This window comes from Streptomyces sp. URMC 124 (genome assembly GCF_051386455.1).
Taxonomy (GTDB): Bacteria; Actinomycetota; Actinomycetes; order Streptomycetales; family Streptomycetaceae; genus Streptomyces.
Genome location: NZ_JBPQTS010000187.1, coordinates 1 through 12,541, shown reverse-complemented (window position 1 = coordinate 12,541; position 12,541 = coordinate 1). Strand labels below are relative to the sequence as shown.

Here is a 12,541-nt window from a genome sequence, read left to right as displayed (position 1 = left end):
CGACCCGCCCACCCTTGCCCGATTTCGGGCAGGATTCTTGCGAATGTCGCCGGGAGCCCTCAGTATCGACGGGTGCTCGAACGCCGTATGAATCATGACGACCTGGTGGACCACCTGGTGCGCAGCACGCCGCTCCAGCGCGGCGAGGCCGCCCGGGTGGTCCTGGACGTCCTGGCGTACTTCGACGAGACGACCGAGGCCTTCGTCCGCCGCCGTCACCGCGAGCTGCAGTCCGGCGGACTGCGCAACGCGGAGATCTTCGAGCGGATCTCGGCCGAGCTGCCGCACCGGGCGGTGGCTCCACCGGAGCTCTCGCTGCGGCAGCTGCGCCGCATCGTCTACGGCTGAGGCAGCAGGGGCGGCGCCGCTACCGCCGCCCCCGCCGCCGGGCACCACTGATCGTTTCTCTGGGAGGGTCACCACTTATGTGCGGAATCGTCGGATATATCGGTAAGCGCGATGTTGCACCGCTGCTGCTGGAAGGTCTGCAGCGGCTGGAGTACCGCGGCTACGACTCCGCCGGCATCGCCCTGCACGGCAAGACCGGTGGCCTGAAGTCCGCCAAGGCCAAGGGCCGCGTGCGCGAGCTGGAGTCCCGCCTGCCCAAGCGCTTCGCGGGCACCGCCGGCATCGCCCACACCCGCTGGGCCACCCACGGCGCGCCGAACGACGTCAACGCCCACCCGCACCTGGACGCGGAGGAGAAGGTCGCCGTCGTCCACAACGGCATCATCGACAACGCCTCCGACCTGCGCGCCAAGCTCACGGCCGAGGGCTTCGTCTTCGTGTCCGAGACCGACACCGAGGTCCTCGCCCACCTCATCGCCCGCTCCGAGGCCGGCACGCTGGAGGAGAAGGTCCGCGAGGCCGTGGGGCACATCGAGGGCACGTACGGCATCGCCGTCCTGCACGCCGACTTCCCGGACCGCATCGTCGTCGCCCGCAACGGCTCCCCCGTGGTCCTCGGCATAGGCGAGAAGGAGATGTTCGTCTCCTCCGACGTCGCCGCCCTGGTCAGCCACACCCGCCAGGTCGTCACCCTGGACGACGGCGAGATGGCCACCCTGCGCGCCGACGACTACCGCACGTACACCACCGAGGGCTCCTCCACCTCGGCCCAGCCGACCACCGTGGAGTGGGAGGCCGAGTCGTACGACATGGGCGGCCACGACACGTACATGCACAAGGAGATCCACGAGCAGGCCGAGGCCGTGGACCGCGCGCTGCGCGGCCGGATCGACGACCGCTTCTCCACCGTGCACCTGGGCGGCCTGAACCTCGACGCCCGCGACGCCCGCGCCGTGCGCCGGGTGAAGATCCTCGGCTGCGGCACCTCGTACCACGCCGGTCAGATCGGCGCCCAGATGATCGAGGAGCTGGCCCGCATCCCCGCCGATGCCGAGCCCGCCTCCGAGTTCCGCTACCGCAACCCGGTCGTGGACCCCGACACCCTCTACATCGCCGTCTCCCAGTCCGGTGAGACCTACGACGTGCTCGCCGCCGTCCAGGAGCTCAAGCGCAAGGGCGCCCGCGTCCTCGGCCTGGTCAACGTGGTCGGCTCCGCGATCGCCCGCGAGACCGACGGCGGCATCTACGTGCACGCCGGCCCCGAGGTCTGCGTCGTCTCCACCAAGTGCTTCACCAACATGGTGGTCTCCTTCGGCCTGCTCGCCCTGCACCTGGGCCGCACCCGCGACCTGTCCGTCGCCGACGGCAAGCGGATCATCGAGGGCCTGCGCAAGCTGCCCGGCCAGATCGAGGAGATCCTGGCGAACGAGGAGCAGATCGAGAAGCTGGCCGCGGAGTACGCCGACGCCAAGTCGATGATGTTCATCGGCCGCGTCCGGGGCTACCCGGTGGCCCGCGAGGCCTCGCTGAAGCTCAAGGAGGTCTCGTACATCCACGCCGAGGCCTACCCCGCCTCCGAGCTCAAGCACGGCCCGCTGGCGCTCATCGAGCCGGCGATGCCGACGGTCGCGATCGTCCCCGACGACGAGCTGCTGGAGAAGAACCGCGCCGCGCTGGAGGAGATCAAGGCCCGCAGCGGCCGCATCCTCGCCGTCGCGCACCAGGAGCAGGAGAAGGCCGACCACACGATCGTCGTGCCGAAGAACGAGGACGAGCTGGACGCCATCCTCATGGGCATCCCGCTGCAGCTCTTCGCGTACTACACGGCGAAGGCCATGGGCCGCGACATCGACAAGCCGCGCAACCTGGCGAAGTCCGTCACCGTCGAGTAGTCACCGCCGGGCCCGCGACGGCGGGCCCCCGCAGCCCTCTCGTACCTGTCCGCACCTGTCCGCGACAGGTCCGAGAGAAACGGCCTTCCCGCACGTGCCACCACGCGCGCGGGAAGGCCGCTTTCCCATGCGCCGGCCATCGCCCTCGCGCCGGCGGGGATGCCGCCGCTTCCGGGAACCGTCACCTCCCGTACGGCAGCACGCCATCCGGGCGGTTCCTACCCGCGGGAGCGGCGCGATCCACCCCCTACGCGCGGGTAGATTCACGGGCCGTCAAGTCGGGGGCAGGAGTCATCACTCCTGCAGGGTGAGGAAGTCGGCTACGGAATGACGACGACGGGCCGCTGGGCCCGCCGGGCCAGCCGACCCGCCACCGAGCCGAAGATCCGGCCGACCAGGCCGTGCGTCGAACCGACGACGATCGCGTCGGCCGCGTACTCCCGGCCGACCTCCTCCAGTTCGTGACAGATGTCCCCGCCGCGCTCGACGAGGATCCACGGCACCTCCGACAGGTGGTCCGCACAGGCCAGTTCCAGGCCGAGGACCTCGGTGCGGTGGTCCGGCACGTCCACGAAGACGGGGGGCTCGCAGCCCGCCCAGACCGTCGTCGGCAGCCGGTTGGCGACGTGGACGATGATCAGCCCGGAGCCGGAGCGCCGGGCCATCCCGATTGCATACGCAAGCGCCCGCTCGCTGGACGTGGAGCCGTCGAAGCCCACCACGACGCCGTGCTGGAACGCCGGATCGCAGGAATGGCGTGTTTCTTCCGCCGCTTCGGGGTGCGCCGCGTGATCGGCGACCCGCTTGCGGTCCGCAGGTTCGGAGAATTCGTGACCGGCCATCGGTATCTCGGCGAAGGGTGTCCTCGGGCGGAGGGGAGATCGGCGGTTGCTCCCCCGGGGCGGATCTTGGAGGCAAAATCCGTCCGGGATTCATCTTTTCAATCACTTACCCACCAGGGTACGGCGACACTCGCCGCCTGCCCAGGGGCCGACCGGCGAGCCGGAGCTCCGGGGTCGCACGGGCGTGGCACGCGGTGCCCGCCCGGGCCGCCGGTGGGTGGGGTGGCGGGCGGGCGTTCCCCGGAGCATGCACGAGGGCGGCCCGTAGCGCAATGCCCCCGCCGCGCTCCGGGGGTACTCCCGATGCGCTCCGCGCAGTGACCGAGGGCCCCGGCCGGACGTTGTACCACCGCCAGCCCGCCGCCAGCAGGGAGCGCTCCGTGCCCGGAACCCGTGACCACGCCCGCGCCGACGCCCCGCCGCAGGACTCCCCCGATCCGGTGAGCGACGTGGTCCGCTGGGCCGCCTTCAGCTGCGTGCTCGTCCCGGTGACCCTGCTGATCTGCGGTCAGTCCTTCGGCGGCGCCGCGGGCACGGCGGCCGGGCTCGTCGCCGTCACGTGCGCGTGCCGCGCCGTGCTGCGCCAGTCGGAGCGCAGCGCCGCCCGGGCCCTTGCGGAACAGACGATTCCGCACCGCGGCCGGCACGGCCGGACGGGCGCGGGGGCGCACCGCGGCGGACGCCATCCCGGCGGCTCCGCGCCGGGAGAATGACACTTTCGCACACCCGGACCCACCACTTTTCAGCCAACTTCAGTCCGAACCCCATACCTTGGCTTGAGACGCCCCTAACAGCCGGTCGACCAGCAAGGAAAGGACCGCGGAGGGCGGTTGCACCCTACGGGGATTGGGCATGGGCGAGAGGCGTACTTTTCACCGAGGCCTGCAAGTGCAACGCTTCGTGATCGAACGCTTCGCGCCAAGTTGCCATGTCGACTTAGAGCCGAGTGGTGAACTGGTCACTGCGTCTCCATTCGACGCAGTAGATTCGATCTTGGCCATGACCGGCGGGGGAACCGTTCAGGACCGAGGGGAAACGTGCAGGACCGAGAGGACTCGACCGCCGAGGGGGGCTTAGCGCCATGAGCCAGGACTCCACGACCGTACCGGAGACCACGCGCAAGCTCTCCGGACGCCGCCGCCGGGAGATCGTCGCAGTGCTGCTATTCAGCGGCGGCCCCATCTTCGAAAGCTCCATTCCGCTCTCCGTGTTCGGCATCGACCGACAGGATGCCGGAGTCCCTCGCTACCGCTTGCTGGTGTGCGCGGGCGAGGATGTGCCATTGCGAACAACCGGCGGTCTTGAATTGACCGCACCGTACGGCCTGGAGGCGCTCTCCCGGGCCGGCACCGTCGTCGTACCGGCCTGGCGGTCGATCACCCAGCCGCCGCCCACCGCCGCGCTCGACGCACTGCGCCGTGCCCACGAGGAGGGCGCCCGCATCGTCGGGCTGTGCACCGGGGCCTTCGTACTGGCCGCGGCGGGCCTGCTCGACGGCAGCCCCGCGACCACCCACTGGATGTACGCGCCCACGCTCGCCAAGCGCTATCCGTCGGTCCACGTGGACCCGCGGGAGCTCTTCGTGGACGACGGCGACGTACTGACGTCCGCGGGCACCGCGGCGGGCATCGACCTGTGCCTGCACATCGTCCGCACCGACCACGGCGCCGACGCCGCGGGGGCCCTGGCCCGCCGGCTCGTCGTCCCGCCGCGCCGCAGCGGAGGACAGGAGCGCTACCTCGACAGGTCTTTACCCGAGGAGATCGGCGCCGACCCGCTCGCCGAGGTCGTCGCCTGGGCCCTGGAGCACCTCCACGAGCAGTTCGACGTGGAGACGCTCGCCGCCCGTGCCTACATGTCCCGCCGGACCTTCGACCGGCGGTTCCGCTCGCTCACCGGGAGCGCGCCCCTGCAGTGGCTGATCACTCAGCGGGTGCTCCAGGCGCAGCGGCTGCTGGAGACCTCCGACTACTCGGTGGACGAGGTCGCCGGCCGCTGCGGCTTCCGCTCGCCGGTGGCCCTGCGCGGCCACTTCCGCCGGCAGCTGGGGTCCTCCCCGGCCGCCTACCGGGCCGCGTACCGCGCGCGCCGTCCTCAGAACTCGGCCGACCGCCCCGAGCGGGCCGAGCGCGAGGGGCGTCCCGAGCGGGAGCGCCCGGACCGGTTCGACCGGCCGGAGCTGGGCGAGCAGCGGACCGGGGAGCCGTCGGTGATGGCGCTCCGGCGGGCGGCCATGGCTCCGGCGCACGCCGCGTCGGGGGCCGGGGGCGTGCTCGGCGGCCCACCGCCGCCGCACGGAGGGCACCAGGGCCACGGCCCGCACGGCGCCCACCCGGGCGGGCACGGCGGTGGATACGGGCTGGGCGGCGGCACGGAACCGGGCAAGCCGGAGTCCGACCTCTACACCCCACGCCTGCCCGGCCAGCGGGAACGCCCCGTAGGGTGAGGAGCATGAACGATCGCATGGTGTGGATCGACTGCGAGATGACCGGGCTCTCGCTGTCGGACGACGCGCTCATCGAGGTGGCCGCCCTGGTGACCGACTCGGAGCTGAACATCCTCGGCGACGGCGTGGACATCGTCGTCCGCCCGCCCGCCGAGGCCCTCGTCACCATGCCCGAGGTGGTGCGCCAGATGCACACGGCCTCCGGGCTGCTCGCGGAGCTGGACCGGGGCACCACCCTGGAGGACGCCGAGCAGCAGGTCCTCGCCTACGTCCGCGAGCACGTCCCGGAGCCGGGCAAGGCCCCGCTGTGCGGGAACTCGGTCGGCACCGACCGCGGTTTCCTCGCGCGGGACATGCCGGCCCTGGAGTCCCACCTGCACTACCGGATCGTCGACGTGTCGTCGGTGAAGGAGCTGGCCCGCCGCTGGTATCCGCGGGCCTACTTCTCCAGCCCGAAGAAGAGCGGCAACCACCGCGCCCTCGCCGACATCCGCGAGTCGATCGCCGAGCTCCGCTACTACCGCGAGGCGATCTTCGTGCCGCAGCCCGGCCCGGACTCCGACACGGCGAAGGCCATCGCGGCCAAGCACGTCCTCCCCGCCAAGGCGGTGTGACGCAGCTCGCTCCCGGCACGGCGGAAAGCCGGGAGCGAGCACCCCCGAAGACCCTGTAGACTTCTTCTCGGCCGGTGGGAAACACGCCGGACGACATGGTGGGTATAGCTCAGCTGGCAGAGCACCTGGTTGTGGTCCAGGATGTCGCGGGTTCAAGTCCCGTTACTCACCCTGACAGAGGGCCCCGGTTCGCGGAAGCGACCCGGGGCCCTTGTCGTATTCCGGTGCCGCATCCGGGGTGCGGACGGCGGGCCGCTTGGGCCGTCCGGGTCTCGTGCGGCGTGTCAGCCGAGGTTCTTCCGCTCCTCGGCGTGGCGCTCCAGGAACGCCGCCACCGGCGGCTCGCCGCCGTGGCGTCCGAGCAGCCGGGCCGTGGCGGCGAGCATCATCCGGATCCGGGCCGAGCGGACCTCGGCCAGCAGGTCCAGCGTGCGCTCCCCCGCGGCCGCCGCCGCCTCCGGCTCCCCGCCCCGGGCGAGATCGCCGGCGAGCTGCGCGGTGAAGAGAGCGATGTTGCGGGCGAAGTGGGGGTCCTGGAGGCCGACGGCGCGCCGCGCGTGCCCGGCCGCCCGCGCCCAGTCGCCGAGCGCGGAGCGGCACTGGGCCTCCAGCCCCTCCAGCTCCGCCTCCCCGAAGAAGCTCATCCACTCGGGGTCGGCGTCGCCCGGACCGCGGCCGAAGAGCGTCCGGGCCCGCAGCAGGGCGGCCTCGCAGGCGGCCCGGTCGCCGAGCCCGGCCCAGCCGCCGGCCTCCCGCAGGGCCAGCAGGGACAGCAGCCGCGGGGAGGCCAGCCCCTTCGCGGCGCCCTGCGCGGCCTGGGCCGCGCGCACCGCCTCCCGGGGGCGGCCCGCGTCCCGCGCGAGGAAGGCGGCGTTGCAGAAGGCGTGGGCTTCCAGCGCCGCGTCCCCGGCCACCCGGGCCGTGGCGAGTGCCTCCGCGTAGTGGGAGCGGGCGTCGGCGAAGCGGCCGGAGTCGTGGGCCAGCCAGCCGACGGAGAGCGCGAGTTCGCCGGCGCCCGACTGCAGCCGGTCGGCGACGGACCGGCGGCGGGTGTCGGCGTCGAGGAGCTCGTAGGCGAGACGCAGCGGGCGCGTGGCCCGCCGGTAGAGGCCGTCGGCGCCGTGCCGGTCGTCCAGCAGCCGGATGCGGCGGACGGCCTGCTCGACGGCGGACGCCTCGGCCTCGCCGGCGCGGCGCGGGCCGCGCGGGGCGGACACGGCGGGCACGGCGGCGCCCAGGGAGGCCGCGGCCACGGCGGCCGCCGTGCCGCCGGTCATGAACGCACGGCGCAACACGTCGCTCTCCTTGGGCTGCTCGGTACGGTTCCCGCTGCGCTGCCCGGCGCGGCTCCCGGTGCGGGGGCCGTCCTCGCCGCCGCCGTCCCTTGCGCGCGCCCCTCGCCCGCGGACCACCTCGCGCGGGACGAAGCCCATGTCCTCCGGCTCGCGGCCGGGGAACATGTGCCGGAAGACCCGCTCGTAGGCGTAGTTGGGGCAGCGGATCTCCCCCGACTCGACCCGGCCGATGTAGCGCGCGTCGCACGAGACCTGCTCGCCGATCTCCCGGGCCGCGCGCCGCACGGCCGCCGCGAACTCGGCCGGCGAGCGCGCGCCCCGCAGCTGCCGGAAGGCGGCGTTCGGGCGGCTGCCGCCCTTGCCGTCCGGACCACCGGGGGCCGCCGGCGCGGCGGGCTCCGGGCAGGAGGACGGGGACGCGTGGGACGACGCCATGGCCGCACCCTTCTGGCGAGTGACTCCGCCGGCTGTGCTCGGCGGGAGAAGACCGTACCGGCATCCGGGGCCCCGCTCCCCCCGTTCGGCCCGGGATTCAGCCCCCCGTTTCCCTACAAACCGGATATCTCACCCGCGATCCGCCATGAACTGCCATCCTTTGTGACGGCATGTACCCGTTGCCGTTGACGCCCCTCGCGCGTTGAACCCTCCGAGCACGCTCGACGCGGAGCGTAGTGGCACGGCGGAGGAGGGGTTTCCCGTGGTGGAGGCCGGAGTGGACAGCAGCAGCTCGCGGACGACGGCCCTGCACCAGCCGCGTCAGGACCGCAGCCCTTCTCCCTGCGCGCCCCAGGCACCGGCCTTCGGCCCCGACGCCGGCCCGTGCGACCTCGTCACCGTCCCCGCCCGCCAGGGCCTGGAGGCGGTCGACATCCTCCGGCTGCGCGACGGCGTCGGCCCCGTGCTCCACGACGGCGAGTGCGACACCCTCGGCTTCCTGGTGCCCGCCGGCACCGCCGACGCCTGGGACGTCCCGGGCAGCGCCTGCACCCAGACCCACGGCCGGGGCCTGCGCGCCGTGCCCGACGAGCCCCTCACCGGCGCCGGCTGGCTCGTCGCCCCGGAGGCCGCCTTCTCCTCCGCCACGGACCCGGCGGTCCTGCGCGACGCCCTCGGCGAGGCCGCCCGGACGATCGCGGCGGTCGACCGCTGCCGCTAGGCCCGCCCTGCCCCTGGGCGATACTTGCCGGGTGGGCAAGGGCAAGAAGAAGCAAGGGCGCGGCCGCGCCGCCGAAGCGGTCACCGAGCAGGTCGCGGGCGGGCTCGCCGAGCTCGTGCCCGACCGGGACCGCCCCCGCGGCTTCACCCTCCTGATCGACGGCGCGCCCCAGTCCCACGTCGACCTCGACGACCCCGCCTACCTGGACTTCGCCTACCAGCGCAGGCTCGGCCACCTGGCCGACCTCGTGGCGCCGCCCGGCAAGCCCGTCCACGCCCTCCACCTGGGCGGCGGCGCCTTCACCCTCGCCCGGTACGTCGCCGCGACCCGGCCCCGCTCCACCCAGCAGATCGTGGAGATCGACGCCCCGCTCGTCCGGTTCGTACGGCGCGAGCTGCCGCTGGACGGCACCTGGCGGATCCGGGTGCGCAACGGCGACGCCCGCGAAGGGCTGGCCAAGGTGCCGGACGGCTGGGCCGACCTGATCATCGCCGACGTGTTCTCCGGCGCCCGCACGCCCGCCCACCTGACCAGCACCGAATTCGCCGGCGAGGTGCGGCGGGCCCTGCGGCCCGGCGGCTTCTACGCCGCGAACCTCGCGGACGGCCCGCCGCTCGCCTACGTGAAGGCGCAGGTCGCCACCGTCGGGACCGTCTTCCCCGAGCTCTGCCTCACCGCCGACCCGGCCGTGCTGCGCGGCCGCCGCTTCGGCAACGCCGTGCTGCTCGCCTCCGACCAGGCGCTGCCGATCGCCGAACTGACCCGCCGGGCCGCCTCCGACCCGCACCAGGGGCGCGTCGAACACGGCCGGGCGCTGGCGGACTTCACGGGCGGCGCGGCGCCCGTCACCGACGCGGCCGCCAAGCCGTCGCCGGAGCCGCCGCCGTCCGTCTTCGACTGACCGGCGACGCGGGGGCCCAGGGCCACGGCCCCGGACCTCACGACAGCCACCAGGCCCGCACGGGCCCGCCTCTCGACAGCCCGCTCACGGCCGCCACGCCACCCGGTGCTCCGACCAGTGGTCCCACGTCGCCATCATCGCTTCCCACCCGTCGGGGAACTTCACCGTCACCCCCAGTTGCACCGGCTCGGTCGACGGGTGCTCGTCCAGGAGGCGGTCCACGCCCGCGCGGCACACCACGATGCACGCGTGCCGGTGGCGGGAGGCGAGGACGCACAGGCGGCCGGTCTCCAGGTGGAAGGCCGTCGCGTCGGGGCGGCCCGACAGCGGGTGCAGCATGACCGTCACGTCGAACTCGCGGCCCTGCAGCCGGTTCGCCGTGTCCACCGTGACGCCCTGCACGCCCTGCCCGGCGAGCGCCGCCCGGACCGCCGCGGCCTGGTCGCGGTGGGCGGTGCCGACCGCGATCCGGGCGGCCGTGAGCGGCACCGGACCGGGCTCGGCCTCGCCGGCGGTCACGCCGCCGCGGTCGAGCAGCCGCCGGACCACGTGTGCCACCGCCGCCACGGCCTCCGGGTCGGTGCGCGGGGTGTGACGGGCCGGCAGCTCCAGCAGGCCCCACCCGGAGACGGCCGCCTCGTCCAGCACCCGGTCCGGGCCGGAGCCGTCCGACGCCACGCCGAACGTCAGCCGCCGGTCGCCGTGGTCCGTGCCGCTGCGGAAGGGCGTGTACGGATAGAAGGCGGCCGACACCAGGGGCGCGGCGGAGGCGGGCAGCCGCCAGGAGACCGGCAGCCGGTGCTGCGGCAGGCGGGGGTTGTGGGCGAGCAGCGTGCTCACGGCGCTCGCCGACGGGTCGTAGGACAACCCGGCCCACTGCGCGACGCCGTCGGCCCCCACCACGCTGAAGGGGTCCAGCTGCCCGGGGTCGCCCACGAACAGGGCCCGTTCGAAGAGCCCGGCCACGGCCAGCAGGGCGTCCGACCGCATCTGGTAGGCCTCGTCGACGATCGCGTGGCCCCAGGGCTCGGCGACCTTGGTGTGCGCCCACTTCGCGGCCGTGGACACCACGACCGGAAGCCCCGCCAGGTCGGCGGCCTTCGCGGACGTCACCACCGAGGGCAGGGCGTCCAGCGCCCGGTCGTACGAGCTCGCGTCGCTGCTGTGCAGGCGCCCGACCGGCAGCTCGGGGTCCTTCGCGGCCAGCCGCAGCACCAGGTCGTCCACCTGGGCGTTGGTCTGGGCGACGATCATCAGGGGGCGGCCCGCCGCGGCCAGCTCGCGCGCGGCGCGGACGACGAGCGTGGACTTGCCCGCGCCGGGCGGGGAGTCGACGACGACCCCGCGCTCCGGGCTGTGCAGCGTGTCGTGCAGGATCCGGCGCGTCACCGCCTCGGCGGCGGCGCCCGGGTCCTCGGCGCGGCCGCGCGGCGGCGGCACCGCGCCCTCCGTGGGCACTGCGAACGTCCTCACAGCAGGTCCTCCGAAGTCACCGGGTCGGGCAGCTCGGCCGCCGGCTCGCCGGGCGGGCCGCCGTGCGTCCAGGGCGTGCGGTCGGGGTCGGGCAGCTCGGGGCCGCCGCGCGGGGCGTGCTCGAAGAGCGTCCAGCAGATACGGTCGCCCTTCTCGGGGACCGAGCCGGGCTCGGGCGCCTTGCCGCGCCCCATGCCGCCGGTCAGACGCACCGTCAGCGCACCCGGCTCGCCGGGCACGTGGCCGGCGAACTCGGCGGGCTGCGACTTGCCGCCCGGCAGGGCGCGGTGGACCTTCACCCCGTCGGACAGGAACGGGCTGTCGTCCGTGCGCAGCGTGACCAGCGGCCTGGGCCGGGGCACCTTCGCCTCCGTGTACTCCATCACGACGTCGGTGACCTCCCCCGCGAACGCCTCGCCCGCCAGCCGCCGCTCGGCCATCACCAGCGGATCGTCCAGCGCCTCCTGGGCGTCCAGCTGGGCCTGGGCCGTCTCCCGCGCCGCGAGCTTGCGGGCGGCCGTCACCGCGTCGTCCTGCCGGGGCTGCGGGGGCTCGCCGGCCCGGACGCGGTCGCGGTGCGCGGTGTAGGACCACCGGTCGCGCTTCCAGCGCTCGCCGACCCGCTCCCCCTCGGGCAGGGCGCGCAGCAGGTCGACGCCGCGCCAGACCGCGTCCCAGGTGGGGCGCAGCTGGGACTCCAGCAGCGCGCGGAGCTCCTTCTCGGCGCCGGGCAGGCCCGCGTCGCACCGCGCGATCGCCGGGGCGAGGAGCTTGTTGTCGAAAGCGGGGTCGGTGGCCGGGCCCGCGGGCGGGTGGAGCAGCTGTCCCGCGGCGTCCCGCGCGAGCTCGGCGCGCAGCGCGGCCTCGGCGCCCGTCAGCCCGGCCGGGGGGTCGATCCAGGCGAGCAGGGCCCCCAGGTGCTGGTCTTCCAGGGTGCTCTGGCCCGTGGCCCAGTGGCGGGCGAGGAGCTGGGTGACCGGCAGGAGCAGCGACGAGCCGGGGACGCGGGCGCGCTCGCCGAAGTGCGTCAGCCAGCGGCCCAGCAGCGGGACGCGCGGCGGAGCGGGGTGGGGCGTCTGCGGATCCTGCTCGGCCGTGCGGCGGAAGCGCATGGAACGCCCCAGCAGCCGGACGTAGGCGACGCCCGCCGCGCTCGGCACGAGCAGCTGTGGCGCGCCCGCGCACAGCTCGACGTGGACCGTGACCTTCTTGCCGGTCTCCGGGTCGGTCTCCTTGCGCTCCTCCGTCGTGACGTCCTCGGCGAAGCCCTCGATGTACGGCAGCATCTCCTCGGCGAGCTCGGCGAGGAAGGCGGAGCGCAGGTCGCGGTCGCGCGGCTGCGGCACGGCCAGGAGGCGGGGGTGCTCGCGGTCGGTGCCGACGAGCGCGCCGAGCGGGGCGCCCGCCTCACCGGCGGTGGTCAGCGGGACGAACACCAGTGGCCGCTCCGCCAGGTGCCGGTGGCGCACCGTGGTGAGGGGCCGGGCGCGGCCGTCCCGCACGGCCTCCAGCCGGGCGAGCGTGGTGATCAGCGACATGCGGCCTCCGTTCCGGCGGGCGCGAGGGCGGGGGCG

11 protein-coding genes and 1 tRNA gene are annotated in these 12,541 nt (G+C 74.4%); 8 read left to right on the top strand and 4 right to left on the bottom strand.

All coding sequences use genetic code 11. From position 1 onward, the window contains the following. Positions 1 to 72 precede the first annotated feature (72 nt). Together ACSNOG_RS28750 and glmS are read left to right on the top strand one after the other, a co-directional pair. Entirely contained in the window at positions 73 to 348 is a 276-nt protein-coding gene (locus tag ACSNOG_RS28750; RefSeq protein WP_058044351.1) for a hypothetical protein, read from the top strand. Positions 349 to 425: 77 nt separating this feature from the next. After that, positions 426 to 2,240: a glutamine--fructose-6-phosphate transaminase (isomerizing) gene (gene glmS, locus ACSNOG_RS28745; RefSeq protein WP_436755625.1), complete on the top strand. Its 1,815-nt coding sequence runs from the start codon at positions 426 to 428 to the stop codon at positions 2,238 to 2,240. Between the two features lie 320 nt (positions 2,241 to 2,560). Here the strand turns inward: glmS and ACSNOG_RS28740 are convergent, their stop codons facing one another. After that, on the bottom strand, positions 2,561 to 3,082 hold the full coding sequence (locus tag ACSNOG_RS28740) for a universal stress protein (RefSeq protein WP_058044349.1): 522 nt from the start codon (positions 3,080 to 3,082) through the stop codon (positions 2,561 to 2,563). 380 nt (positions 3,083 to 3,462) lie between these two features. Between ACSNOG_RS28740 and ACSNOG_RS28735 the strand changes: the two genes are divergently transcribed. The 4 genes from ACSNOG_RS28735 (at position 3,463) to ACSNOG_RS28720 (ending at position 6,313) form a co-directional block, all read left to right on the top strand. Further along, positions 3,463 to 3,795: a hypothetical protein gene (locus ACSNOG_RS28735; RefSeq protein WP_436755624.1), complete on the top strand. Its 333-nt coding sequence runs from the start codon at positions 3,463 to 3,465 to the stop codon at positions 3,793 to 3,795. 368 nt (positions 3,796 to 4,163) lie between these two features. Then, positions 4,164 to 5,528, top strand: coding sequence for a helix-turn-helix domain-containing protein (locus ACSNOG_RS28730; protein ID WP_436755623.1), 1,365 nt, complete (start codon positions 4,164 to 4,166; stop codon positions 5,526 to 5,528). Between the two features lie 5 nt (positions 5,529 to 5,533). Next, on the top strand, positions 5,534 to 6,142 hold the full coding sequence (gene orn / locus ACSNOG_RS28725) for an oligoribonuclease (RefSeq protein ID WP_058044346.1): 609 nt from the start codon (positions 5,534 to 5,536) through the stop codon (positions 6,140 to 6,142). 98 nt (positions 6,143 to 6,240) lie between these two features. After that, a tRNA-His gene (locus tag ACSNOG_RS28720) sits at positions 6,241 to 6,313 on the top strand. 113 nt (positions 6,314 to 6,426) lie between these two features. Here ACSNOG_RS28720 and ACSNOG_RS28715 read toward each other — a convergent pair. Continuing rightward, positions 6,427 to 7,872 (bottom strand): tetratricopeptide repeat protein, encoded by a 1,446-nt coding sequence (locus tag ACSNOG_RS28715; RefSeq protein ID WP_436755622.1) that lies wholly within the window; start codon positions 7,870 to 7,872, stop codon positions 6,427 to 6,429. Positions 7,873 to 8,137: 265 nt separating this feature from the next. On the opposite strand from ACSNOG_RS28715, the gene ACSNOG_RS28710 reads away from it, so the two are divergent. Beyond that, positions 8,138 to 8,593 (top strand): hypothetical protein, encoded by a 456-nt coding sequence (locus ACSNOG_RS28710; protein ID WP_436755626.1) that lies wholly within the window; start codon positions 8,138 to 8,140, stop codon positions 8,591 to 8,593. A gap of 31 nt (positions 8,594 to 8,624) precedes the next feature. After that, on the top strand, positions 8,625 to 9,494 hold the full coding sequence (locus tag ACSNOG_RS28705; RefSeq protein ID WP_436755621.1) for a spermidine synthase: 870 nt from the start codon (positions 8,625 to 8,627) through the stop codon (positions 9,492 to 9,494). 84 nt (positions 9,495 to 9,578) lie between these two features. On the opposite strand, the gene ACSNOG_RS28700 is transcribed toward ACSNOG_RS28705, so the two are convergent. Further along, positions 9,579 to 10,967 carry an AAA domain-containing protein gene (locus ACSNOG_RS28700; RefSeq protein WP_436755620.1) on the bottom strand — a complete coding sequence of 463 codons (1,389 nt, stop codon included), beginning with the start codon at positions 10,965 to 10,967 and terminating at the stop codon, positions 9,579 to 9,581. Continuing rightward, a complete protein-coding gene (locus ACSNOG_RS28695; RefSeq protein ID WP_436755619.1) occupies positions 10,964 to 12,505 on the bottom strand; it encodes a hypothetical protein in 1,542 nt (513 codons plus the stop codon). Before ACSNOG_RS28695 ends, ACSNOG_RS28700 begins: the two co-directional genes overlap by 4 nt. Between the last annotated feature and the right edge of the window lie 36 nt (positions 12,506 to 12,541).

What these genes read in the sequence shown, in the direction of transcription:
- ACSNOG_RS28715 (WP_436755622.1), bottom strand. Translation starts at nt 7,872, where the DNA reads ATGGCGTCGTCCCACGCGTCCCCGTCCTCCTGCCCGGAGCCCGCCGCG.
- glmS (WP_436755625.1), top strand. Translation starts at nt 426, where the DNA reads ATGTGCGGAATCGTCGGATATATCGGTAAGCGCGATGTTGCACCGCTG.
- ACSNOG_RS28695 (WP_436755619.1), bottom strand. Translation starts at nt 12,505, where the DNA reads ATGTCGCTGATCACCACGCTCGCCCGGCTGGAGGCCGTGCGGGACGGC.
- ACSNOG_RS28740 (WP_058044349.1), bottom strand. Translation starts at nt 3,082, where the DNA reads ATGGCCGGTCACGAATTCTCCGAACCTGCGGACCGCAAGCGGGTCGCC.
- ACSNOG_RS28730 (WP_436755623.1), top strand. Translation starts at nt 4,164, where the DNA reads ATGAGCCAGGACTCCACGACCGTACCGGAGACCACGCGCAAGCTCTCC.
- orn (WP_058044346.1), top strand. Translation starts at nt 5,534, where the DNA reads ATGAACGATCGCATGGTGTGGATCGACTGCGAGATGACCGGGCTCTCG.